Source organism: Streptomyces sp. NPDC001668 (assembly GCF_042893155.1).
Lineage (GTDB): Bacteria > Actinomycetota > Actinomycetes > Streptomycetales > Streptomycetaceae > Streptomyces.
Window position 1 is genome coordinate 59,102 of record NZ_JBIAUQ010000001.1, and the last position, 24,368, is coordinate 83,469.

The 24,368-nt window shown below is 69.6% G+C and carries 20 protein-coding genes and 1 other RNA gene; 14 read left to right on the top strand and 7 right to left on the bottom strand.

The genetic code is table 11. From position 1 onward, the window contains the following. Positions 1–264: 264 nt before the first annotated feature. Together prfB and ACFYZ8_RS00260 are read left to right on the top strand one after the other, a co-directional pair. Positions 265–1,368, top strand: a complete 1,104-nt coding sequence (prfB, locus tag ACFYZ8_RS00255; protein ID WP_359030577.1) for a peptide chain release factor 2 — start codon at positions 265–267, stop codon at positions 1,366–1,368. Positions 1,369–1,660: 292 nt separating this feature from the next. Beyond that, a complete protein-coding gene (locus ACFYZ8_RS00260; protein ID WP_388542081.1) occupies positions 1,661–2,329 on the top strand; it encodes a hypothetical protein in 669 nt (222 codons plus the stop codon). A 120-nt stretch (positions 2,330–2,449) separates the two neighbouring features. Here the strand turns inward: ACFYZ8_RS00260 and ACFYZ8_RS00265 are convergent, their stop codons facing one another. Further along, the gene (locus tag ACFYZ8_RS00265; RefSeq protein ID WP_359030575.1) at positions 2,450–2,641 is read right to left on the bottom strand and encodes a hypothetical protein; all 192 of its coding nucleotides are present in this window, start codon (positions 2,639–2,641) and stop codon (positions 2,450–2,452) included. A 237-nt stretch (positions 2,642–2,878) separates the two neighbouring features. Between ACFYZ8_RS00265 and ftsE the strand changes: the two genes are divergently transcribed. The 7 genes from ftsE to ACFYZ8_RS00300 all read left to right on the top strand — a co-directional run bounded on the left by ftsE (position 2,879) and on the right by ACFYZ8_RS00300 (position 8,525). Beyond that, complete coding sequence (gene ftsE, locus ACFYZ8_RS00270) at positions 2,879–3,568, top strand: cell division ATP-binding protein FtsE (RefSeq protein WP_125191296.1); 690 nt, start codon at positions 2,879–2,881, stop codon at positions 3,566–3,568. 42 nt (positions 3,569–3,610) lie between these two features. After that, entirely contained in the window at positions 3,611–4,528 is a 918-nt protein-coding gene (gene ftsX / locus ACFYZ8_RS00275; RefSeq protein ID WP_053851794.1) for a permease-like cell division protein FtsX, read from the top strand. Between the two features lie 68 nt (positions 4,529–4,596). Beyond that, positions 4,597–5,769 carry a S41 family peptidase gene (locus ACFYZ8_RS00280; protein WP_388542078.1) on the top strand — a complete coding sequence of 391 codons (1,173 nt, stop codon included), beginning with the start codon at positions 4,597–4,599 and terminating at the stop codon, positions 5,767–5,769. 125 nt (positions 5,770–5,894) lie between these two features. Next, positions 5,895–6,437 carry an SsrA-binding protein SmpB gene (gene smpB / locus ACFYZ8_RS00285; protein ID WP_007382420.1) on the top strand — a complete coding sequence of 181 codons (543 nt, stop codon included), beginning with the start codon at positions 5,895–5,897 and terminating at the stop codon, positions 6,435–6,437. A gap of 99 nt (positions 6,438–6,536) precedes the next feature. After that, positions 6,537–6,923, top strand: a transfer-messenger RNA (tmRNA) gene (ssrA, locus tag ACFYZ8_RS00290). A 921-nt stretch (positions 6,924–7,844) separates the two neighbouring features. Next, entirely contained in the window at positions 7,845–7,994 is a 150-nt protein-coding gene (locus tag ACFYZ8_RS00295) for a hypothetical protein (protein WP_388542076.1), read from the top strand. Between the two features lie 123 nt (positions 7,995–8,117). After that, the gene (locus ACFYZ8_RS00300; protein WP_388542075.1) at positions 8,118–8,525 is read left to right on the top strand and encodes a hypothetical protein; all 408 of its coding nucleotides are present in this window, start codon (positions 8,118–8,120) and stop codon (positions 8,523–8,525) included. A gap of 63 nt (positions 8,526–8,588) precedes the next feature. On the opposite strand, the gene ACFYZ8_RS00305 is transcribed toward ACFYZ8_RS00300, so the two are convergent. The 6 genes from ACFYZ8_RS00305 to ACFYZ8_RS00330 all read right to left on the bottom strand — a co-directional run bounded on the left by ACFYZ8_RS00305 (position 8,589) and on the right by ACFYZ8_RS00330 (position 16,729). Then, positions 8,589–9,593, bottom strand: coding sequence for a LacI family DNA-binding transcriptional regulator (locus ACFYZ8_RS00305; protein WP_388542073.1), 1,005 nt, complete (start codon positions 9,591–9,593; stop codon positions 8,589–8,591). Next, positions 9,593–11,842 carry an alpha-xylosidase gene (yicI, locus tag ACFYZ8_RS00310; RefSeq protein ID WP_388542072.1) on the bottom strand — a complete coding sequence of 750 codons (2,250 nt, stop codon included), beginning with the start codon at positions 11,840–11,842 and terminating at the stop codon, positions 9,593–9,595. Before yicI ends, ACFYZ8_RS00305 begins: the two co-directional genes overlap by 1 nt. A gap of 11 nt (positions 11,843–11,853) precedes the next feature. Continuing rightward, on the bottom strand, positions 11,854–12,678 hold the full coding sequence (locus tag ACFYZ8_RS00315; protein WP_359030569.1) for a carbohydrate ABC transporter permease: 825 nt from the start codon (positions 12,676–12,678) through the stop codon (positions 11,854–11,856). After that, positions 12,675–13,622: a carbohydrate ABC transporter permease gene (locus ACFYZ8_RS00320; protein WP_388542070.1), complete on the bottom strand. Its 948-nt coding sequence runs from the start codon at positions 13,620–13,622 to the stop codon at positions 12,675–12,677. The genes ACFYZ8_RS00315 and ACFYZ8_RS00320 overlap by 4 nt, the downstream gene beginning before the upstream one ends. Further along, positions 13,619–14,911 (bottom strand): ABC transporter substrate-binding protein, encoded by a 1,293-nt coding sequence (locus ACFYZ8_RS00325; protein ID WP_388542068.1) that lies wholly within the window; start codon positions 14,909–14,911, stop codon positions 13,619–13,621. Before ACFYZ8_RS00325 ends, ACFYZ8_RS00320 begins: the two co-directional genes overlap by 4 nt. Before the next feature lie 534 nt (positions 14,912–15,445). Beyond that, the gene (locus tag ACFYZ8_RS00330) at positions 15,446–16,729 is read right to left on the bottom strand and encodes an MFS transporter (RefSeq protein WP_388542066.1); all 1,284 of its coding nucleotides are present in this window, start codon (positions 16,727–16,729) and stop codon (positions 15,446–15,448) included. A gap of 83 nt (positions 16,730–16,812) precedes the next feature. Here ACFYZ8_RS00330 and ACFYZ8_RS00335 point away from each other — a divergent pair, with 83 nt between their 5' ends. From ACFYZ8_RS00335 to ACFYZ8_RS00355, 5 genes are all read left to right on the top strand, one after another. Continuing rightward, positions 16,813–17,838, top strand: a complete 1,026-nt coding sequence (locus ACFYZ8_RS00335; protein ID WP_388542065.1) for a LysR family transcriptional regulator — start codon at positions 16,813–16,815, stop codon at positions 17,836–17,838. 282 nt (positions 17,839–18,120) lie between these two features. Further along, complete coding sequence (locus tag ACFYZ8_RS00340; RefSeq protein ID WP_359030564.1) at positions 18,121–19,152, top strand: hypothetical protein; 1,032 nt, start codon at positions 18,121–18,123, stop codon at positions 19,150–19,152. Next, positions 19,152–21,353: a glycosyltransferase gene (locus ACFYZ8_RS00345; protein ID WP_388542063.1), complete on the top strand. Its 2,202-nt coding sequence runs from the start codon at positions 19,152–19,154 to the stop codon at positions 21,351–21,353. The genes ACFYZ8_RS00340 and ACFYZ8_RS00345 overlap by 1 nt, the downstream gene beginning before the upstream one ends. After that, positions 21,350–22,552, top strand: coding sequence for an acyltransferase (locus ACFYZ8_RS00350; RefSeq protein ID WP_388542061.1), 1,203 nt, complete (start codon positions 21,350–21,352; stop codon positions 22,550–22,552). The genes ACFYZ8_RS00345 and ACFYZ8_RS00350 overlap by 4 nt, the downstream gene beginning before the upstream one ends. Before the next feature lie 421 nt (positions 22,553–22,973). Further along, positions 22,974–24,356, top strand: a complete 1,383-nt coding sequence (locus ACFYZ8_RS00355) for a nitrate/nitrite transporter (protein WP_359030561.1) — start codon at positions 22,974–22,976, stop codon at positions 24,354–24,356. The last annotated feature ends 12 nt before the right edge of the window (positions 24,357–24,368 follow it).

Below are 24,368 nucleotides of genomic sequence, written 5' to 3' on the forward strand. Positions count from 1 at the left end.
GATGCCGGGTGCCGGGATCTGGGCGGCCACGTCGGGCGACGACGCGGGGGCGGCACCGCAGGACACGAAGAACTCGGCGCCGGCTTCTCCCTGAGGCTCTCGGGTGCCGCGGCTGGGGCCGGAGGCCGGTCGCGGGGCGGGTGCTGGTTGCCGCCGCTGGCGGGGGCGCACCGACACGAAGAACTCGGCGCCCGGCTCTCCCTGAGGGGTCGGCCGTCCGGGGGACGACCGACGTCGGTTGCCACAGCCGTTAGGCTGGAGGGCGTGGCAGTCGTCGATGTATCCGAAGAGCTCAAGTCCCTCTCCTCGACCATGGAGTCGATCGAGGCCGTTCTGGACCTCGACAAGCTGAGGGCAGACATCGCCGTGCTCGAGGAGCAGGCGGCCGCGCCGTCCCTGTGGGACAACCCGGACGAGGCGCAGAAGATCACCAGCAAGCTGTCCCACCTCCAGGCCGAGGTCAGGAAGGCCGACGCACTGCGCAGCCGGATCGACGATCTCGCCGTGCTGTTCGAGATGGCCGAGGAGGAGGACGACTCGGACACCCTCGCCGAGGCCGAGTCCGAGCTCACCTCCGTCAAGAAGGCGCTCGACGAGATGGAGGTGCGCACCCTCCTCTCCGGCGAGTACGACTCCCGTGAGGCGCTCGTCAACATCCGCGCCGAGGCCGGTGGCGTCGACGCCGCCGACTTCGCCGAGAAGCTGCAGCGGATGTACCTGCGCTGGGCGGAGCAGAAGGGCTACAAGACCGAGATCTACGAGACGTCGTACGCCGAAGAGGCCGGCATCAAGTCGACCACCTTCGCCGTGCAGGTGCCGTACGCCTACGGCACGCTCTCCGTGGAGCAGGGCACCCACCGGCTCGTGCGCATCTCGCCCTTCGACAACCAGGGGCGGCGCCAGACCTCCTTCGCGGGTGTCGAGGTGCTTCCCGTGGTCGAGCAGACCGACCACATCGAGATCGACGAGTCCGAGCTGCGCGTGGACGTGTACCGCTCGTCCGGGCCCGGTGGACAGGGCGTCAACACCACCGACTCCGCGGTGCGGCTGACCCACCTCCCCACCGGCATCGTCGTCTCCTGCCAGAACGAGCGGTCGCAGATCCAGAACAAGGCGACCGCCATGAACGTTCTCCAGGCGAAGCTGCTGGAGCGGCAGCGCCAGGAGGAGCGGGCCAGGATGGACGCCCTCAAGGACGGCGGCAGCTCCTGGGGCAACCAGATGCGCTCGTACGTCCTGCACCCGTACCAGATGGTCAAGGACCTGCGCACCGACTTCGAGGTCGGCAACCCCGAGGCTGTGTTCAACGGCGAGATCGACGGTTTCATCGAAGCCGGAATTCGCTGGCGCAAGCAGCAGGAGAAGTAACTTTGTCGACTTGACCACGCTTCCTCAACTGCCGCCCATCGGGCGGCAGTTTGCTTTATGTCTGGGTTTTACATCACACTCACAGACCGCTTTCCCCGGCAAAGAGCGCCAACCAGGACATCGTGCTCGCAACGGCCTTGACGTTGCTTTGAAAAATGGGAAAGGTAAAGCGCGGCATGCGTATCTCTGGGGCGCATGTGAACCGGGGGACTTGAGCACAGCTACCTTCTCCCGTCGATCACGGCCCCGAGCGCCGCCTCATTGACGATGAGCTACTGGGGGTAGCAACCACATGACGAAGAAGACGCGGATCCGGATCGCGCGCATAGCCGCCGGTGCCGTGATCGCGGCCGGTGCCTCTCTGACTGCCGCCGGCGCCGCTTCCGCGCTGGAGATCGGTGTGAGCGTCGGCGAGAGCGGGGTCGGCGTGAACGTCGACACCGGCCTCGGCGACGACGGCCCGGGTGACGGCACTCCGACCGACCCGGGCGACGGCATCCCGACCCTGCCCAACCCGCCCACCGAGGAGCCGCCGACCGAGCAGCCGCCGACCGAGGAGCCGCCCACGGAGCAGCCGCCCACCGAGGAGCCGCCGGTCACCCAGGACCCGACGCTCCCGTCGGAGCCCACCGATGACCCCACCGAGCCCACCGAGGACCCGTCCGACCCGGGTAACGGCAACGGCAACGGCAACGGCAACGCCGGGGGCGGCGGCAACAACGCCAACCCCGACGGCGGTTCCCACACCTCCACCCAGGAGGAGGGCTCCTCGGCCCTCACCGAGACCGGTACGGACACCACGTCCAACACGTCGGCCCAGGGCAACGGCCAGGAGCTCGCCGAAACCGGTGCCGGCCAGACCGCGTTCCTGGTGATCGGTGCCGCCACGATGATCGCCGGCGGTGTCGGCTTCCGCCTCCTGCCGCGCCTGGCGGGCGGCCGCGGTGGCGCTGCCGCCTGACGGTGACGTCAGGTAGTCCCGTGCCCGCTTAGCGTGCGCATGCTGTACGGCGAAGGGCCCGGAGCTTGTCCGCTCCGGGCCCTTCGTATGTCCTCGTGTGCTTTGGCCGCGGCCCGAGTCCTAAGCGGTCTGGTGCGCCAGCAGGGCCAGCGCCGCGATCAGGACGGCGAGCAGGGCGATCAGGGCCGTCGGGTTCAGGCCCGCGAAGAGGTTCTCCTGCTGCAGCCGCTCGCGGTTCGCGCGGCACACATGGCACCGGCCCTCGCTCACGGGCGCCGCGCAGTTTGCGCACACCAGGCGGTCGTACGTCATGCGCGTCACCCTTCTTGCGAATACGTTCCACGGGGTAGAACGCCTCCGGGCCGGAGAACGTTCCCCTCCCTACTGTGCCAGGTTCCCGAGGGGGTCGCCTGTGCGCTGCCGAAGCGTGGGTTTCCAGGTCGGCACAAAACCGCCCAACAGATACGCAACCCGAACCGGCGCCTGCGCTCGCGCACCCGGTTCGCGTATGGTCACGCTCATCTACCCCCGGCCTACCGTGGTGCATCCGTGATCCGATTCGACAACGTATCCAAGGTCTACCCCAAGCAGACCCGCCCCGCACTCAGGGATGTCTCCCTGGAAGTGGAGAAGGGCGAGTTCGTGTTCCTCGTCGGGTCCTCCGGCTCCGGAAAGTCCACCTTCCTGCGGCTGATCCTCCGCGAGGAGCGGTGCAGCCAGGGACAGGTGCACGTGCTGGGCAAGGACCTCGCCCGTCTGTCCAACTGGAAGGTGCCGCAGATGCGGCGCCAGCTGGGGACGGTATTTCAGGACTTCCGGCTGCTGCCGAACAAGACGGTCGCCGAGAACGTGGCCTTCGCGCAGGAGGTCATCGGCAAGTCCCGCGGCGAGATCCGCAAGTCCGTGCCGCAGGTGCTCGACCTCGTCGGGCTCGGCGGCAAGGAGGAGCGGATGCCCGGTGAGCTCTCCGGTGGTGAGCAGCAGCGCGTGGCGATCGCCCGGGCCTTCGTGAACCGGCCCAAGCTGCTGATCGCCGACGAGCCCACCGGCAACCTCGACCCGCAGACCTCCGTCGGCATCATGAAGCTGCTGGACCGGATCAACCGGACCGGCACGACCGTCGTGATGGCCACGCACGACCAGAACATCGTGGACCAGATGCGCAAGCGCGTCATCGAGCTGGAGAAGGGCCGCCTCGTCCGCGACCAGGCACGCGGCGTCTACGGCTACCAGCACTGACCGCCGTTCGAAGAGTCCCCGGAAAGGCCTGAAGAAGACGCCATGCGCGCCCAGTTCGTACTCTCCGAGATCGGTGTCGGTCTCCGTCGCAACCTGACGATGACGTTCGCGGTCATCGTCTCCGTCGCCCTGTCGCTCGCCCTGTTCGGCGGGTCGCTCCTGATGAGCGACCAGGTCGGCGCCATGAAGGGCTACTGGTACGACAAGGTCAACGTCTCGATCTTCCTCTGCAACAAGAGCGACGCCGAGTCGGACCCCAACTGCGCCAAGGGCGCGGTCACCGATGACCAGAAGAAGGACATCCTCTCCGACCTGAAGAAGATGTCGGTCGTCGAGACGGTCATCCACGAGTCGCAGGACGAGGCGTACAAGCACTACAAGGAGCAGTTCGGCGACTCCCCGCTGGCCGCGTCCCTCACCCCGGACCAGATGCAGGAGTCGTACCGGATCAAGCTGAAGGACCCGGAGAAGTACCAGGTCATCGCGACCGCCTTCAACGGGCGTGACGGCGTGCAGTCCGTGCAGGACCAGAAGGGCATCCTGGACAACCTCTTCACGATGCTCAACCTGATGAACCGGGCCGCGCTCGGCGTCATGGCGCTGATGCTGATCGTCGCCCTGCTCCTGATCGTCAACACGGTGCGTGTCTCGGCGTTCAGCCGTCGGCGGGAGACCGGGATCATGCGGCTGGTGGGCGCGTCCGGCTTCTACATCCAGGCGCCGTTCATCATGGAGGCCGCCGTCGCCGGGGCGATCGGCGGCGGGCTCGCCTGTGTCTTCCTGGTCGTCGGCCGGTACTTCACCGTCGACCACGGCATGGCCCTGGCCACCAAGCTCAATCTGATCAACTTCGTGGGCTGGGACGCCGTGTTGACGAAGCTCCCGCTCATCCTGGCCGCGAGCGTGCTGATGCCCGCGTTGGCCGCGTTCTTCGCGCTGCGCAAGTACCTGAAGGTGTGACGCATGCCAAGAGGGCCGTACGGTCAACCGGCCGTGCGGCCCTCTTGCGTTGTCCTAGACTCACCGGCATGTCGGGCCGAGACCTGTTCTGTCAGCCCCGCCGCATCCGCCGCGGGGCGGCCCTGACATTGGTGTTCGCGAGCGTGCTGGTGGCCGGCGCGGCGACCGGCTCCTTTCCCGAGGCCGACGGAAGCGACCGGAAGTCCTCGTCGCAGTCGGCCCGTTCGGTCCTTTCCGCGGATCACCACGAGGACGTGGCCAAGGCGGCCGAGGAGGCCAAGGCCGACGGCAAACCCCCCATCGAGGCCGCCGAGCGTGCCGTCAGCCGCAGCGGGGACCGCTGGGGTGCCGTCTACTCCCGGGGCGAGTACGAGGAGTTCGAGGAGGCCCTCGACGGCCAGTACACCGGTGTCGGCCTGTGGGCGCGGCGCGAGCGGGACGGCCGTATCGAGGTGACCAGGGTGAGTTCGGACTCGCCCGCGGCCGCCGCCGGGATCCGCCGCGGTGATCTGCTGCGCAGTGTCGACGGGGCCTCCGCCGACGGGCGGCCCGTCACCGAGGTCGTCTCCTTACTGCGCGGTGACGCCACGGGCGCGGCCGCCGGTACGGCGGTGAAGCTGGGCTTGCAGCGCGGCACGCGCGCGTGGACGGAGACTGTGCGGCGCGCGCGGCTGTCCACGGACTCGGTCATCGTTCGAGAACTCGTCGGCGGGATCACCGTCATCAAGATCGACTCCTTCACCAAGGGAGTGGGGGACGAGGTCCGTGACGCCGTCCGGGAGGCGCCGGCCGGCGGGGGGATCATCCTCGACCTGCGCGGGAACTCCGGCGGGCTGGTCACCGAGGCCGTCACCACGGCGTCCGCCTTCCTCGACGGGGGCCTGGTCGCGACGTACGACGTGGACGGGTCGCAGCAGGCCCTGCACGCGGAGCCCGGCGGGGACACGACCCGGGCGCTGGTCGCCCTGGTCGACGGTGGGACGATGAGCGCGGCGGAGCTTCTCACCGGGGCGCTGCAGGACCGGGGGCGGGCGGTGGTCGTCGGCTCCCGTACCTTCGGCAAGGGCTCCGTGCAGATGCCCAGCCGGCTCCCGGACGGGGCGGTGGCCGAGCTGACCGTGGGCCACTATCGGACTCCGTCGGGGCGAGGTGTTGACGGGCGGGGGATCACGCCCGACCTCGAGGCCGATGAGGGGGCCCTTCGGCAGGCTGAGACGGTGCTCGGGGGACTGGGCGACTAGGGGGGTGTCCCCTGGCTGCGGGGCTGTCCGCCCCTGAAGAGGCGCTCCCCCTCATCGCTCGTCCATAAGCACTGGCCTCCCCACCCCCTCCTAGTGCGAAAATGGGCAGCACTATGAGCAAGGGAATGTACGTACCGAAGGAGTCCCAGCCGAAGCAGGGTGGCGGGGGCGGCAAGGCCCGGGACGGGGAGAAGGGCGGCAAGCGCAAGCTGGTCGCCCAGAACAAGAAGGCCCGGCACGACTACGCGATCATCGACACCTACGAGGCCGGGATCGTGCTCACCGGTACCGAGGTGAAGTCCCTGCGTCAGGGGCGCACGTCGCTGGCCGACGGCTTCGTCCAGATCGACGGCGGTGAGGCGTGGCTGCACAACGCCCACATCCCCGAGTACAGCCAGGGCAGCTGGACCAACCACTCCGCGCGCCGCAAGCGCAAACTGCTGCTGCACCGCGAGGAGATCGACAAGCTGGAGACGAAGGCGCAGGAGACGGGTCACACGATCGTGCCCCTCGCCCTGTACTTCACCAATGGCCGGGCCAAGGCCGAGATCGCCCTCGCGCGAGGCAAGAAGGAGTACGACAAGCGGCAGACCCTGCGCGAGAAGCAGGACCGGCGGGAGTCGGACCGCGCGATCGCGGCGGTGAAGCGCAAGGAGCGCGGCCAGTAGAGCGGGGCCGCCGGGAATACGGTGGCATCGGCGCGCGTTGGTCACGTACGATGGAGTCAACACCGGCCGCGGTCGGTGTGCTGATTGACAACACAACATGGGGATGATCGGTTTCGACAGCGGCTGTTGAGGCAGGGGAAGCGTGTCGAGGAAGCGGCAATGATCTCGTAAACCATATGTCGCAACCAATAATCGCCAATTCCAAGAGCGATTCCCGCGTCTTCGCCCTCGCTGCCTAATAAGCAGTGAGCGAAGGCCCTAACGGGTGTCAGCCCGGGAGTGTTCCCGACCCGGATCCTGGCATAATCTAGGGGACTAAACCACCGAGCCCGGTCACGGGGTTCGATGGGAAACCAAACAGTGACTGGGCCCGTCGGCGACTTGTTCGCGTGATCGCCGGGGCCGAGAAAATCGCAGCGAACTGCACACGGAGAAGCCCTGGTTCTGCACCGTTGGACGCGGGTTCGATTCCCGCCATCTCCACTCGTCCCTCCGGGGACAACCCCATGTGGGCGAAGGCCCCGCTGCTTCACGGCAGCGGGGCCTTCGTCATGTCCTGTCCTGACCAGGTCTGCCCCGGGCTTCACACGTTTCCCTGCACCCGACATGTATGTCCAAGGTGAGCGCCGCGCCGGACGGAGCCGACCACTCCGCCACAGGGCGCGCACACCGGCGACCGGGGGAACACCGTCGCCACGGGGAGGACAGACCACCATGCCGAGATTTCGGCTCTTCACGCATGCCCGAGCGCGTTCCGGGCTCCTGACACCGCTGCTGACATCCGCCGTCGCCGTGGCCCTGATCGGCTCGGTGTCCGTACAGCCGGACCTGATCAGCCGGTACGCGGGCGACGACATGGCTTCCGTGGCCGATGCCGGCGCAGGTCACCAAGGCGTCGTCGGCCGCGCTGGACGCACTCGCCAAGCCCGGCGAAACCGCCTCCTCGGCCACCCGCGCAGCCGCCGGTGACAGCGAGACCATCGCCGCCCGTGCGCTGACGCAGGCCGCGCAGTCGAAGGCCGCATTCCGTACCGCGGCCGCGAACGAGGCCCGGGCCCAGGCGAAGGCCGCCGCCGACGCGGCCGCCCTGCAGGCGCAGACCGCCAAGGCCGCCCGGGACCTCGCGAAGACGAAGCTCGCCGAGACGCGGAAGGCCGAGGCGGACGCGAAGGCCGCGGCCGCCGACGCGCACGCCAAGCGGCTGGCGGCGGAGGCCTGGGCCGGTCTGCACACCTTCTACGCCGTGGCGGGCAGCACCCCCGTGCTGGTCCCTCGACGAGCACGTGGACCCGACCAAGGCGGAGGCGATCGCACTGGCCCAGGCCAAGACGGCCAGATTGGGCAGGGACACACCGAACAGCGTGTTCGTCGATCTGCAGACGGCACAGCAAGCAGGAGCGCGAGTTCGTGGGCACGTTCGGGGCGAGGAACTCCCTCGGCACGGTGTACTCCGCGAACGGAGCGGAGAAGGCCGCGAGCAACGGCTTCTACATCATGCTGAAGAGAGCGCCGGGCCATCCCCGGGGCTACTACGTGTACACCTGCTACCCGAGGTAAGGAGACGACCGACAGTGCGGCGCTTCACCGAGTTCGAGTTCGGTGTCCCCTGGGTGATGGGCTTCTTCCACCAGGACTGGATCTACGACGGGCCCACGGCCGCCGACGTCGGAGACGCTGGAGGTGCTGTGGACGGCCGGGACGCAGTACATACCGAGCTTCCAGCAGATCACGGGTGCCGAGTGGACGCGGACGGTCGTCGACCTGTGTGCGGTGCGACTGTCCGCGCAGGCGGACGTACGCCCGCTGACTGGAGCCGACATCGAGGACGGCCTCGCCCACCGGGACGACGTCGTGGCCGAGATCGAACGGGTGGAGTTCCTGGACGCCGAGGTCCGCGACGCGCTGGTGCAGTGTGCTCACCGCTGCACCCCGGACCTCGCGTTCCGCGTATTGCTGAGAGCAATGGTGTATGCCCCTGACGGTTCGCTCTCCCCGAACCAGTATCAGCGGATGGAGGCTCTCGGATCGGCGCTCCACTACGGCGAGTTCGTAGTGGGGAGTGCCAGGTTCTTGGTCGAGGAGCCGTAACGTCTGGTTGCGAAGGCTCGCACTGACTCAGTGCGGGCCTTCGCCGCACCCCTCGTCGAGGCGTCAGGAAACCGTCCGCCTCCCCGTACTCGCCCGCTCCGTCATCCTCGGCGGCAGCAACGTCGACTCCGGTACGGCCGCCCCGTCCAGCTTTCTCATCAGCAGCTCCACCGCCCGCGTGCCCACCTCCTCCGACGGCACCGCGACCGAGGTGACCGGCACCCGGGCCGACTGGGCCAGTTCGTCGGGGCAGATCGCGGTGATCGAGAGGTCGGCCGGGACGCGCAGGCCCAGTTGCTCGAAGGCGTCGACCAGGGGTTCGAGGAGGGCCTCGTTGTGGACGACCACCCCCGTCAGTGCGGGCTGTTCGCGCAGGAGGTGCTCCGCGACCTCGCGGGCCGTGCCCGGGTCGCCGGGGTGGACGGCCGACGACATACCGCCGCGGTCCGCGGCCGCGGTGAAGCCCTGGACCACCCGTTGGGCGAAGGCGGTCCGGCGCACGTACACCTCCGGCGGGGAGCCGACCAGGGCCACCGACCGGTGACCGAGCCGCGCCAGATGCTCCACGCACGCCTCGCCCGCCGCCGTGAAGTCGAGGTCGACGCAGGTCAGGCCCTCCGGGGCGGCGGGGAAGCCGATCAGTACCGACGGCAGGTCCAGGGACCGCAGCAATGGCAGCCGGGGATCGTCCAGTTGGACGTCCATCACGATCAGTCCGTCGACCAGGGCCGTGTCCGCGACCCGGGTCAGTCCGTCCTCGCCCTCCTCCTGGGTCAGCAGCAGCACGTCGTGGTCGTGGCGCCGGGCCGCCGTGACCACGGCCACCGCGAACCGCATCACGGTCGGGACATGGATCCCGGCCCGTAAGGGCACGACCAGGGCCAGTACGTTCGACCGCCGGCCGGCCAGGGCGCGGGCACCCGCGTGCGGCCGGTAGCCCAGCTCGCGGATGGCGTCCTCGACCCGCTGCCGGGTCTCCTCCGAGATCGGGCGCTTGCCGCTGAGGGCGTAGGAGACGGTGCTGGGGGAGACCCCGGCCCGCCGCGCCACATCCGTGATCTTCACCATCAGCCCAGCTCCAGGGAGAGGAACCCGGTGCCCGCCTGCGCCCGCGCCGTCCTGTCCCCGGCCGCCAGACTCCAGGGCGCCGACGGATCGGCGCAGGACGCCCGCAGCGTGTCCCCTTCCCGTACGACGGTGAAGGCGACCTCGCCGACCCGTACCGTGACCTGCTCGCCCCGGGCCAGGCCGTACGCCCGCAGCGTCACCCCGTCGGCGTGGTCGTAGTCGGGGCGGTCGTCCACCGCGCCGACCGGGAGGACGGCACCCGGCCTGACCAGCAGCGGCACGCTCATGAAGTCGTGCCGCTCGCGCACCCAGCGCGGCCCGGTGACCGTCTCCCCGGTCACGAAGTGGGTCCAGGTGCCCTCGGGGACGTAGTACGAGACCTCCCCGGAGTCACTGAACACGGGCGCCACCAGGAGATCGGGGCCGAGCATGTACTGGCGTTCCAGGTGCGCGCACCCGGGGTCGTCCGGGAACTCCAGGACCATCGCCCGCATCACCGGCACGCCCTCGGTGTGGGCGGCGCGCGCGGCCTCGTAGAGGTAGGGCATCAGGCTCAGCTTGAGGCGGGTGAAGTGGCGCAGGACGTCGACGGACTCCTCGTCGAACAGCCACGGGACCCGGTAGGAGGCGCTGCCGTGCAGCCTGCTGTGGGAGGACAGCATGCCGAAGGCCAGCCAGCGTTTGAAGAGCGCCGGACTCGGGGTGCCCTCGAAGCCGCCGATGTCGTGGCTCCAGAAGCCGAAGCCGGACAGGCCGAGGGACAGGCCGCCGCGCAGGGACTCGGCCATCGACTCGTACGTCGCCTCGCAGTCGCCGCCCCAGTGGACCGGGAACTGCTGGCTGCCCGCGGTCGCGGAGCGGGCGAAGACCACCGCCTCCTCCTCACCGCGGTGCTTGCGCAGCACGTCGAAGACGGTCCGGTTGTAGAGGTAGGTGTAGTAGTTGTGCATCCGCTCCGGGTCGGAGCCGTCGGACCACTCCACGTCCAGCGGCACCCGCTCGCCGAAGTCGGTCTTGAAGCAGTCCACACCCTGGGCGAGGAGCGCCTCCAGCTTGGCCGCGTACCAGTCGCGGGCGGCCGGGCTGGTGAAGTCGACCAGGGCCATGCCGGGTTGCCACAGGTCCCACTGCCAGACGCTGCCGTCGGGGCGCCTGAGGAGATGGCCGAGCGCCTTGCCCTCCGCGAACAGGGGGGATCTCTGGGCGATGTACGGGTTGATCCAGACCGACACCCGCAGACCCCGCTCGTGCAGTCGCGCGAGCATGCCCTCCGGGTCGGGGAAGACCCGCGGGTCCCACTGGAAGTCGCACCAGTTGAACTCGCGCATCCAGAAGCAGTCGAAGTGGAAGACGGAGAGGGGGAGTTCGCGCTCCCGCATGCCCTCGATGAAGGAGGTCACGGTCTCCTCGTCGTACGACGTCGTGAAGGACGTCGACAGCCACAGGCCGAAGGACCAGGTGGGCGGGAGGGCCGGGCGGCCGGTGAGGGCCGTGTATTTGCGGATGATCTCCTTGGGGGAGGGGCCGTAGATGACGTAGTACGTCAACTCCTGGGTCTCGGCGCTGAACTGGACCCGTGACACCGCCTCCGAGCCGACCTCGAAGGAGACCTTGCCGGGGTGGTCGACGAAGACGCCGTAGCCCGCGTCCGTGAGGTAGAACGGGACGTTCTTGTAGGCCTGTTCGGTGGCGGTGCCGCCGTCGGCGTTCCAGATGTCGACGACCTGGCCGTTCTTGACCAGCGGCCCGAAGCGTTCGCCGAGGCCGTACACCGAGGTGCCGACCCCGAGTCCCAGCTGCTCGCGCAGATAGTGGGCGCCCGACGCGTCCCGCATGATGCCCATGCCCTTGGGACCGCTGCCGGTCAGCAGCCGGCCGTCCGCGAGGAAGTCGACCTGCCAGGTGTCCGTGCGGGCCACCCGGACCGACAGCGCGCCGGAGGTGAGGGTGGCGTGCTCCTCGTCGTACTCCGTGTGCGCGGTGAAGTCCTCTTTGCGCACCTCGAACCGGGGGCCCTGCGGCTGCTCGCCCTCGAAGTGGGTGAAGGTGACGCCGATGACGTCGGGGATCGGGGCGTGGGCGCTGATCGTCACGACCGGTCCCTTCAACAGGTCGCCGCGGCGGCGGATGGGCTGGGTCGGCGCGAGGATGTCCAGCCGGCCGTCCGACGCGGCGACCTCGTGGACCTGGGCCGGATGCGCCGCGGTGACGCCCTCGCGCAGCAGCCAGTAGCCGTCGGTGAACTTCACGTGGGGGGTCCTTACTTGACGGCACCCACGGCGATACCGCGGGTGAGGGTTCGCTGGAAGACAAGGAAGAACACGATCGCGGGGAGCACGCCGAGCAGGGCGGCCGCGTTGGTCATCGTGGCGTCCATCAGGCGCTGGCCCTGGAGGACGCCGAGGGCCACGGACACCGTCTGGTTGTCGTTGGAGATCAGCATGACCAGGGGGAGCAGGAACTCGTTCCAGGTCCAGATGAAGAAGAAGACCAGCAGCACACCGAGGGTGGGGCGGCTGACGGGGACGACGATCCGCCACAGCACCTGCCACTTGTTCGCGCCGTCGATCCGGGCCGCTTCGAGGATCTCGCGGGGGAACTGGCCGAGCACCGCGGAGAGCAGATACGTGCCGAAGGCCGCCTGGATCACCGTGAACACGATGATCACGCTCAGCCTGGTGTCGTAGAGGCCGACTTCCTTGCTCAGGTAGTAGACCGGGTAGACCAGCGCCTCCTGCGGCAGCATGTTCGCCAGCACGAAGAAGGCGAGGACCCAGGTGCGGCCCTTGATGCGGCCGATGCCGATCGCATAGGCGTTGAGGACCGACAGGACGACGGCCAGGACCGCCACCGAGCCGCTGATCAGCACCGAGTTGAGGAGCTTCTGGCCGAAGTCGACGCGTTCCCAGAAGTCCTGGATGCCCTGCGTGTAGAGGCCGTCGGGGAGGCTGAGGGGGCCGTGCTGGGCGTACTCCGTGGGGGACTTGAAGGCGTTGACCGTGACGACGAGGAACGGCACGATCATGAACAGGGCCGCGACGCACAGGGCGATCAGCACCGGGTAGCGGCGCAGGGCGGTGGTCATGCGTCGGTCCTCTCCTGGAGCCGCAGACCGATCAGGGACAGCAGCAGGATGATCACCGTCAGCACGGTGGAGATCGCGGCGCCGTAGCCGACCTGCGTCTTCTCGAAGAACGTGGTGAAGGAGAAGTAGGAGGGCACGTCGGTGGCGCCGCCGGGCCCGCCCTTGGTCAGGACGTACACCGCGCCGAACACCTTGAGCGCGGCGATGGAGCACCAGGTCAGGACGACGTAGATCTCCGGGCGGATCTGCGGCAGCGTGATGTGCCAGAAGCGGCGCCACCAGCCGGCGCCGTCCAGCTCGGCCGCCTCGTGCAGCTGGGGGTCGACGCGCTGGAGGCCCGCCATGAAGATGACCAGTGGGAAGCCGAGTTGGACCCAGACCATGACGCCCATGACGCTGTAGAGCGCGAGGTCGGGGTCGCCCAGCCAGTCCTGCTGCCAGCCGCCGAGGCCGATCGCCTTGAGGAGGGCGTTGAGGGAGCCGTTGTCGGGGGCGAGGATCCAGCTCCAGACGATGCCGGCGACCGCGATCGGCAGCACCTGGGGGAGGTAGAAGCATGCGCGCAGGACGGCGGCGATCCGACTGCCGAAGTGCTTGCCCACGTAGTCGAACAGGGCGGCGGCGAGGACCAGTCCGAGGACCGTGGGGACCGCCGCCATCGCCACGACCATGAACAGGCTGTGCCGGAACGACGCCCAGAACTCGGAATCGTCCAGCAGCTCGCGGTAGTTGGCGAGCCCGGACCACTCGGGGGAGCCCACGCCCTGCCAGTCGGTGAAGCTCACATACGTGTTCATCACGAACGGCAGGACGATGACCGCGAGGAAGGCGAGGGCGCCGGGGAGGAGGAAGAGGGCGTAGGAGTCGCGGGGGCGGCGCGGGGGCCGGGGGGCGCTGCCGCCCTTGCCGACCACCCGCGCACCGCGTTCGACGGTCGCCGTCATTGCTTCGGCGCGCCCTTGTCGTAGGCATCCTGGAGATCGCTGAGGTAGGCGTCGGGTTTCTCGCTGCCGGTGATCAGCTTCTGGGTCGCGGAGACGAGGACGTCGTAGAAGCCGGGGACCGGCCAGTCGGGGTAGAAGGCCAGGCCGTCGTTCTGGGACAGGGTGTTGAAGTCGTCGATCAGGGTCTTCGACCGGGGGTCGGTGATGGCGGAGGCGTCGGCCGCGACCGGGACACCGCCGGAGTTGCCGAGCAGGTTCTGGATCTTCTTCGACATGGTGATGTCGATGAAGTCGTAGGCGAGGTCCTTGTTCTTCGAACCCTGCGGTACGACCCAGAGGTTGCCGCCGGAGCCGAGGGTGAGCTTCGAGTCGGGCCAGCGGAAGGTGCCCCAGTCGAACTTGTTGTCCGTCTTGAAGCGGCCGTACCACCAGCTGCCGGAGAACAGGATCGGCGCCTTGCCGGAGGTGAAGGAGACGCCGGCGGCCTCCTCGTTCTGGCCGCTGGAACTCTTGCTGAAGTAGCCCTTCTTCACCCAGTCGGCGAAGGTGTCGGCGCCGTACGTCCAGGCCGCGTCGTGGAAGTCCGTCTTGCCCTTGTAGAGCTGGTAGGCGTCGACCCACGAGCGGTCGGCCTTCGACAGCGCGAGCTGGTAGAGGTACTGCTGGGCGGGGTAGGCGGCGCCGCCGTTGGCGAGGGGGGTGACCTTGTTGTCGACGAACTTGTCCATCGCGGCGGTCAGTTCGGCGAACGTCTTCGGCTCGGCGATGCCGTACTTCTTGAAGAGGTCCTTGTTGTAGTAGACCATCGTGTACTCGGCGTAGTTGGGGACGCCGAACCACTTGCCGGAGCCCATCACGCCGTTGGTGTCGTAGAGGCTCGTCGTGCGGACGCTGGGGCTGAGCTTCTTGTCCCAGCCGCGCTTGGTGGCCTCCTGTGTGAGGTCCGTCAGCAGGCCCTGCTTGGAGAGCAGACCCGCGGTCGCGTTGCCCTTGTTGTACTCCATGAGGTCGGGCGCGTCGGAGGAGTTGAGGACCATCGGGGCGGTCTTCTGGATCTGGTCGAAGCTCTTCTCCTCGAACTCCACCTTCACACCGGGGTGCGTGGCCTCGAACTCCTTGATCGCCGCCTTCCAGGCGATGCCCATCGCGCTGTCCGGGCCCTCGTAGTGCCACAGCCGCAGTGTCTTTCCGTCGGAGGACCCGCTGTCGGAGCCTCCGCAGGAGGTCATCAGCAGCGATCCGGTCAGGACCACCGCCGTCGCCACCGCGCGCCTTCGTGCCGTCAACATCCCGTACCTCCGGGGAGTCGGATGGTGCTTCGGGCGGGGCGCTGCGCAGGGACCGTCGATTCGACTCGATTCGACGGCCCCTGTCGAAGCGCTTCGACGAAGGAACGTATGTGGCGGCTTTGAAGGTCGTCAATGGGTTGTGCAGGATCAGGTGAAGCGGTTCGATGGCGGGCGTGGTGGGGCGTGGTCGTCAGGGGTGCGGGGGTGGGGGAGCCGGGGTGCTGTGGCCTCCCCCGGTGAAAGGTGCTTCGACTGTCCGGCCGACGGCCGCGCTCCCGCCGGTCGGGCCGGTCACGGCAGGGGCGGTCGATGCGTCGAATTTCGTGCAGGTGAGCGCGGGCGTCGGGGCTCCCGGCGCTGCTGTCGCGGGGATGCCGTAGCCCGCCGCGGGCGCGACGCCTACCGCACCGCCAGCCGCTGGACGGCGCTGGACGGCGCCGGCGTGGGCGGCGTCGAGCGCGGTCATCGAGGCTGCTGCTGCGGCGGGTGCCGTCGGGATGGTGCGGCCCCTGGCGCGCCGCCCGGCAGGTCGCCTCACGGTGAGGCGTACGGTCTCGTCGGTCTCCACGCGAGCGCGGTCATCAGTGCCGCCGCGGACGCCGTGACCGGGATGCCGTAGCCCGCCACCGGTGAGACGTGTTCCACCGTCCAGCCGCCGGCCGCGCTCCCGCAGGCGATTCCGCCGAGGAGGCCGGTCACCGCGAGGGTCAGGCCCTCGTTGAGGCGGCCGGGCGGGGTGTGCCGTTGGACCAGGGCCATTCCGGTGACCACCGTCGGGGCGGTCGCCATCCCGGCGACCAGCAGCGCGGCCGCCAGGGCGAGCAGGGAACCGGTGACGGAGGCGGCCAGCAGGGGGAGTGTCAGCAGAGCCGTCATGGCGGCGACGCACCACACGTACCGGTCCTCCAGGGACCCGGTCCGCCGTACCGTCCCGTACGCGAGCCCCGCCGCGCACGAACCGGCCGCCTGGAGCGCGAGCACGACCCCGGCCGCCGATCGGTGTCCCTGCGCGTCGGCGAAGGCGATGGTGACCACCTCCATGGAGCCGAAGACGGCACCCATGGCGAGGCAGACGGCGAGCAGGGGCGGGATGCCGGGCGCGCGGAAGGGAGCCTTCGAGACGCCGTGCCGGTGTGCCGGCGGTTCCGTCGAGCGCTGTGCCGCGAACACCAGCACGCCCGTCACCAGCAGCGCCACCCCGGTCAGCGTGCCCGCCTCCGGGAACAACGCCGTGCACAGGAAGGCCGCGAGGACCGGGCCCAGCATGAAACACGCCTCGTCCACGGCCTGCTCGAAGGAGTTCGCCACATGCAGCGCCCGTTCGTCGCCGACGAGGAGGTGGGCCCAGCGGGCGCGGGACATGCCGCCGAGGTTGGGGGTCGTGGCGGTGGCGGCGTACGACAGGAAGAGCGTCCACACCGGGGCGCCGAGGCGCACGCACAGCAGCAGCGCCACCGAACCCAGTGCGGCGAGCAGCGTGGCCGGTACGGCGATCTTGGCCTGACCGTGTCGGTCGACGAGCCGCGCGGTCCACGGGGCGACGACCGCGGTGGCCGCGAGACCGGTCGCGGTGACGGCGCCGGCGAGGGCGTACGACCCACGCGTCCCGGCGATCATGACGACCGCGCTGACGCCGAACATGCCCATCGGCAGGCGGGCGAGAAGGTTCCCGATGGTGAAGGCGCGTGCTCCGGGGGTGGCGAGAAGACGGCGGTAGGGGCCGGGGGCGCGGCGGCGACGCGGACCCCGTGGGCTGAAGTCGGCGATGACGAGCGCGTCGGCGGTCGTGGTGAACAGCGGTCGGTCCGGTTGCGGCATGCGCCCACCGTCGCGCGGAGGCGATCAAGAGGTCCAACACCTTCTCCGCACCGACTCACGCACCTGTGTTGTAAGTTCGCCGGATGTCCGCGCCCAACCCCGGCCCCAGCCCCAGCCCCGACCCCAGCCCCGGCCCCACCCCCCGCTCCCACCACCTCGACCCCCGCCTCCTGCGCGCCTTCCTCGCCGTCGCCGACGAGCTCCACTTCACGCGCGCGGCGGCCCGGCTCTACGTCGCCCAGCAGGCCCTCAGCCGTGATGTGCGGCGGCTGGAGCGGGAGTTGGGCGCGGAGCTGTTCGTGCGCACCACCCGGCAGGTGACACTGACCGTCGACGGCGAGCGGCTGGTGCCGTACGCCCGCCGGGCCCTGGACGCCCAGGACGAACTGCTCGCCGCCTTCGCGCAGGCCCGCCCCCTGCTCGTCGACCTGAACTTCCCCGACCAGGCCACCGCCCGCGCGGTGCTGCTGCGGGCCCGGGAACTCGCCCCCGACCAGGAGCTGATGGCCCGCTACGAGAGCGGGCTGACCGGCGCGGCGGGGGAGCTGCTCGCCGGTCGTCTCGACGCGTCCTTCGGCCGGTTCGCCGGTCTGGACCCGGCGCTGCGGGCGGGCCTGGACCATCAGCCCGTGCGCTACGAACCCATGGCCGTCGTCCTGCCGGAGGGCCACCGGCTGGCCGCGCTGGAGCGGGTGCCGCTCGCCGCCCTGGAGGGCGAGACCGTGTACGCCGGGGCCGGAAATCCGCGTACTCCGGAATGGACCGATCTCGCTCGTCGGTTGTTCGAAGGCCGGGGTATCCGGATCGCCCCGCCGGTCCCGCTCGCGGTCGGCGACGAGGAATTCCAGCGGATCATGGCGAAGACCCGGAACCCGATTCTCGCGGTCGTGGATTTTCCGGCCATGCCCGCCACGGTGCTGCGTCCGCTGGTCGACCCGGTACCGCTGTCGCCCGTGTCGCTGGTGTGGCGCAAGGGTCTGGCGCATCCCGCTTTCGACGCCCTGCGGCGCGCCGCAATCGAACTGTCCGTCGAACATGGATGGCTCCACCGGCCCTCCGATGGATGGATTCCAGCCACCGATGAGGCCGATATGAACATCCACAAATGACACGTGGCAAACACGCTTCCCCCGTGTGCGCTACATTCGTGGCCTGAGCACGGTGTGGTAAAGGGGGCGCTCGGACCGGGTGGGGGCCCGGTTCAGCCGACGTGTGCTCAAGGTCGAAGCGCGCCCAGAACAGCCCGTGGGGGGATGTGCGTGCGCGTGAAAAAGTGGCGAGAAGACGCCCAACCGGAATGGCCCGAGGTCGCATCAGGCACCCAGGACATACCGGCGACGGGGGGCGCGACACAGACGTTCCCGGAAACCGGAGCCACCGGCGAGGCCGACGTGTTCGGAGCCGCCGGAGCCACCGGAGCCACCGGTCCGGCCGGGGCAGCCGAAGTGATCGGCGCGGCCGGGGTCCCGGCTGGGGGTCTCTCCCGTTCGGTCGCGTCCGAAGGCCCCGAGCCGACGCCCGAGCGCACCGAGGTGCTGTCGGGAAAGAGCGCCGGCCGGGACTTCCCGGGGGCTCCGCGAGCCGACCGCGCCCTGGACGGCCCCGAGCCGGCCGGCCGCAGAGCCGTCGTACGCGACCCCTGGGACGAGTCCGACAGCGGTGCGGGTCACCACCACGACCCGCACGAGGTGACCGTCCAGCTCGACGCGATCGGCGTGAACGGCGACCACCGCATCGAGGGCCGCCCCGGCGCCGACGGCGGATCCGAGGGCTCCGACGCCCCGGTCTTCGTCGACGAGTCGGGCCGGCGCAGCCGCCGCTTCCGCCGGATCGGCATCGCCGTCGGCCTGGCCTGCGCGGTCTACGCCGTCGTCATCGTCGTCACCCTGCTGTCCGGCAACTCCAACGCGCCCTGGCTGCCCGTGACCGGCCCGAAGGACGACACCCCGGCCGGCAAGGTCGACACCAGCCCGCTGCCGGCCCGGCCCGCCGAGCCCTCCGACGCCGGAGGTGTCATCCCGGGGACCACCCCGACGGTCAGCGGCGGTGTGACGCCGGCTCCCGGAGTCGGTGGCACCGCGCCCGGCGCCACCGTGAGCCCGGGCCGGTCGGGAGTGTCCGCCGACCCGTCGGCGACCGCCACCCGGCCGGGCGGCAACCCGTCGGTCAGCGCGGACCCGTCCACGCAGCCGTCCCCGTCGGTCACCCCGCCGCCCAGCCCCTCGGTGACCCCGCCCGTCACCACCAGCCCCGACCCCTCGGTCGCCCCGACCCAGACCACGGGTGGTGGCAGCGCCGGGCCCGGCACGGTCGCCGACGGCCCGGCCGAACCCTCGCCCATCGCGTCGGAGACCTCCGGCACCGCCGCTCCCGCGCCCTCGGGCGCCCCGCTCTCCTCCCCGTCCCCGGAGAACATCCTCTGATGGCATCCCGCACCCGCCGCCCGGGGTCCGCACCAGGAGCCCCCGTCGGCTCCAGGCGCCGTCGCCTGCCCATGCGCCTGCTGCTGCCCGTGCTCGTCCTCGTCGCCCTCATGGCGATGCTGATGCTGCGCGGCTACGTCCACAGCGAGATCCTCGCCGACCACCGCATCCAGCCCGAGGCCGCCACCGACAAGGTCCCGGAGAACATCATCGACGGCGGCCCGGTGATCGACACCCGCGGCGGCAAGGCCACCAGCCTGAAGATGCCGGACCGCCGGCTCGTCCTCACCTTCGACGACGGCCCCGACCCGACCTGGACCCCCAAGGTCCTGGACGTCCTGAAGAAGCACCACGCGCACGCGGTCTTCTTCGTCACCGGCACCATGGCCTCCCGCTACCCGGACCTGGTCAAGCGCATGGTCGACGAGGGCCACGAGGTCGGGCTGCACACCTTCAACCACCCCGACCTGTCCTTCCAGTCGAAGAAACGCATCGACTGGGAGCTCTCCCAGAACCAGCTCGCGCTCGCCGGCGCGGCCGGGATCCGCACCTCGCTCTTCCGCCCGCCCTACTCCTCCTTCGCCGACGCCATGGACGACAAGTCCTGGCCGGTCACCGAGTACATCGGCACGCGCGGCTACATCACCGTCGTCAACAACACCGACAGCGAGGACTGGCAGAAGCCCGGCGTCCGCCGCATCATCCGCAACGCCACGCCGAAGCCCGGCAAGGGCGCGATCGTGCTGATGCACGACTCCGGCGGCGACCGCCACCAGACGGTCCAGGCGCTCGACCGGTTCCTGCCGGAGATGAAGGACAAGGGCTACGAGTTCGACAACCTCACCGAGGCCCTCGACGCCCCCTCCGCCCACACCGCCGTCGCCGGGCCCGAACTGTGGAAGGGCAAGGCGTGGATCTTCCTGGTCCAGGCCTCCGAGCACATCACCGACGTCCTCGTCGTCGGGCTCTCGATCATCGGTTCCCTGGTCATCGCCCGCTTCGTCCTCATGCTCCTGCTCTCGGGCGTCCACGCCCGCCGGGTGCGCCGCAAGGACTTCCGCTGGGGAGAGCCGGTCACCCAGCCGGTGTCGGTACTGGTCCCGGCGTACAACGAGGCCAAGTGCATCGAGAACACCGTCCGTTCACTGATGGCGAGCGAGCACCCCATCGAGGTGCTCGTCATCGACGACGGTTCGAGCGACGGCACCGCGCGGATCGTCGAGGCGATGGGCCTGCCCAACGTCCGGGTGGTCCGCCAGCTCAACGCGGGCAAGCCCGCCGCGCTCAACCGCGGCCTGGCGAACGCCCGCCACGACATCATCGTCATGATGGACGGCGACACCGTCTTCGAACCGTCCACGGTCCGCGAACTGGTCCAGCCCTTCGGCGACCCGCGCGTAGGAGCCGTCGCCGGCAACGCCAAGGTCGGCAACCGCGACTCCATGATCGGCGCCTGGCAGCACATCGAGTACGTGATGGGCTTCAACCTCGACCGCCGGATGTACGACATCCTGCGCTGCATGCCGACCATCCCGGGCGCGGTGGGAGCCTTCCGCCGGTCCGCGCTGGAACGCGTCGGCGGCATGAGCGACGACACCCTCGCCGAGGACACCGACATCACGATGGCCATGCACCGGGACGGCTGGCGCGTGGTCTACGCCGAGAAGGCGCGCGCGTGGACCGAGGCACCGGAGTCCGTCCAGCAGCTCTGGTCGCAGCGCTACCGGTGGTCGTACGGCACCATGCAGGCGATCTGGAAGCACCGGCGCGCGCTGGTCGAGCGGGGCCCGTCGGGCCGCTTCGGCCGCGTGGGGCTGCCGCTGGTGTCGCTGTTCATGGTGGTGGCCCCGCTGCTGGCCCCGCTGATCGACATCTTCCTTCTGTACGGCGTCGTGTTCGGCCCGACCGAGAAGACGATCGTGGCCTGGCTGGGCGTCCTCGCGATCCAGCTGGTCTGCGCCGCCTACGCGTTCCGCCTCGACCGGGAACGCATGACCCACCTGATCTCGCTGCCGCTGCAACAGATCCTCTACCGCCAGCTCATGTACGTCGTGCTGCTCCAGTCCTGGATCACGGCCCTCACCGGAGGCCGCCTGCGCTGGCAGAAGCTGCGCCGCACGGGGGTCGTCGAGGCACCGGGCGGACCGGTACCGCGGCAGCAGGCGCGCAGTGAGAGTGACGAGCGGAGGCCGGTCGGATGACGCAGGAGTACACGGCGGGGCAGCGTGACGCGGCTGCCCCGCCCAAGGCACCCGGCCGCGACCGCTACCTCGACCTTCTCCGCTCCCTGGCCCTGGTCCGGGTGGTCCTCTACCACCTCTTCGGCTGGGCATGGCTGACCGTGCTGTTCCCCTCCATGGGCGTGATGTTCGCGCTGGCGGGCTCGCTGATGGCACGCTCGCTGAACCGCCCGGCGCTGAGCGTGATCAGGGGCAGGACCCGCCGACTGCTGCCTCCCCTCTGGGCGTTCAGCGCGGTGGTGCTGCCGCTGATGTTCGTCGGAGGCTGGAACCTCTCGGAGGACCCCGACCACAGCGGTACCTGGGGCCTGCTGGAGCTGGTGAACTACGTCATCCCGATCGGGGCGCCGCCGTACCCCTGGGAGGTCGGCTTCCCGTCCGACCTCCTGGAGAGCACGTGGGCGGACCAGGCGGTGGGCCCGCTCTGGTACCTCCGCGCGTACCTGTGGTTCGTGCTCGCCTCCCCGCTGCTGCTCTGGGCGTTCCGCAGGGTTCCGTGGGCGACGCTGCTCGCGCCGCTGGCGTTGACGGCCGTCGTGGGCACGGGCCTCGTGACGATCCCCGGCGAACTCGGCAACGCGGTCACCGACTTCGCGGTCTACGGCAGCTGCTGGGTCCTCGGTTTCGCGCACCACGAGGGGGTGCTGGCGAAGGTCCCGCGCTATCTCGCCGTCTCCGGTTCGTTCCTGGTGATGTCCTTCGCCCTGTGGTGGGCCTCCGGCCACCTGGGCCCCGAGGGCTGGGACCTCAACGACATCCCGCTCGCCCAGGCGGCCTGGTCCTTCGGCTTCGTGGTCATCCTGCTCCAGTACTCACCGTCCTGGCAGGAACTCCCGGGCCGCCTGGCCCGCTGGGACAAGCTGGTGACCCTCTCCAACAACCGCGCCGTCACGATCTACCTCTGGCACAACCTCCTCATCATGGCCACGGTCCCGATCATCGACCTGGCCTACGACCTCCCCTTCATGCAGAGCGACCGCGCGGTCGCGGCCCTCGACTCCACGGACACGCTGTGGATGTTCTTCCTGGTGTGGCCACTGATCGGGCTGGCGATCCTGGCCTTCGGGTGGATCGAGGACCTGGCGGCGAAACGGAGGCCGCGGTTGTGGCCGAACGGCTCGCGCCGGCGTCGGGGCGGGGTCGCGGCGCACGCCTCCTGAGAGCGCGGTGTGAAGGTTTTCCGGCCCTGAGCGAAGTCCCGGTCGCGTACGCACCCTTTGCCTCGAAGCGAAGGGCTGATCCGCAGAGCATCGCGGTCGAGGCGATGCGTGCCCTCGTCGACCGCGGCCACCCCCAGGACCTGATGGACGTCCACGAGGCGCGCCGGCACTTCTCCGTCATCGAGCTCGAGAGTTCGCCTTGCGGATCCTTGAGGACTACGAGAACTCCCAGGACGACGAGTACTGACGCGGAGGGTTTCGTAACACAAAGCACCCACGACCTCTCATCCCGCCCCCCGCCGGGGTGAGAGCAAAGTTCCTTTCCGGTCACCCGGTGCCACAGGCAGGAAACGCATCCTCCCTACCTTCGGGATCAGCCACTCGAAGCAGGACCTGAGCCCCGTCGCACCGTGGAGGCGTCATGACAGCCCCTAGCACAGCCCCCGCACCCCCGAGCAGGGGCGGCCGCTGGATCCAGCAGTGGGATCCGGAGGACGAGACCTTCTGGAAGGAGACCGGAGAGAAGGTCGCCAAGCGGAACCTGCTCTTCTCCGTTCTCTCCGAGCACATCGGGTTCTCGATCTGGACCCTGTGGTCCGTGCTGGTGCTCTTCATGGGCCCGGAGTACGGGCTGACCCCGGCCGACAAGTTCCTGCTGACGTCCATGGTGACGCTCGTCGGGGCCGTCGTCCGCGTGCCGTACACCTTCGCCGTCGCCATCTTCGGTGGCCGGAACTGGACGATCATCTCGGCCAGCCTCCTCCTCATCCCCACCATCGCCGCGTTCACGGTGATGGAGCCGGGGACCTCGTTCAACACCTTCCTGCTGGTCGGCCTGCTGGCCGGTATCGGCGGCGGCAACTTCGCCTCGTCGATGACCAACATCAACGCGTTCTTCCCCCTCCGTAAGAAGGGATGGGCCCTCGGGCTCAACGCCGGCGGCGGCAACATCGGCGTCCCGGTCATCCAGCTGGTCGCCCTCGCGATCATCGGCGCCAGCGGTGGCCCCCGGGTGCTGCTCGGGATCTACATCCCGCTGATCCTCGTCGCCGCCGTCCTCGCCGCGGTCTTCATGGACAACATCGAGAACGTGAAGAACGACACCGGCGCCGCCAAGGACGCCGCGCGTGACGGTCACACCTGGATCATGTCCTTCCTCTACATCGGCACGTTCGGCTCGTTCATCGGCTACAGCTTCGCCTTCGGCCAGGTACTGACGAACCAGTTCGGCCGGACCCCGCTGGAGGCCGCGTACGTCACCTTCATCGGCCCGCTGCTCGGCTCGCTGATCCGTCCGGTGGGCGGCGCGCTGGCCGACAAGTACGGCGGCGCGAAGATCACGCTGTGGAACTACGTCGCGATGGCCGCAGCGACCGCCGTCCTCATCGCCGCCAGCATGCAGAAGTCGCTCGGACTGTTCACCGTCGCCTTCGTGGTGCTGTTCGTCCTCAGCGGTCTCGGCAACGGCTCGACCTTCAAGATGATCCCCGGCATCTTCCACACGAAGGCCCTGGGCAAGGGGCTCGAAGGCGAGGAGGCCGCCGCCTACGGCCGCCGTCTCTCCGGTGCCTCGATGGGCCTGATCGGCGCGGTCGGCGCGCTCGGCGGTGTCGGCATCAACCTGGCCTTCCGCCAGTCCTTCCTCTCCTACGGCTCCGGGACCGGCGCGTTCGTCGCCTTCCTCGCCTTCTACGCGGCCTGCTTCGGGGTCACCTGGGCCGTATACCTTCGCCGTACGGCCGCCAAGGGGCAGACCACGGCGGCGGCGGAGGCGAAGCCGCAGCTCAACTACGCCGAGGTGTGACGTAACACTGGC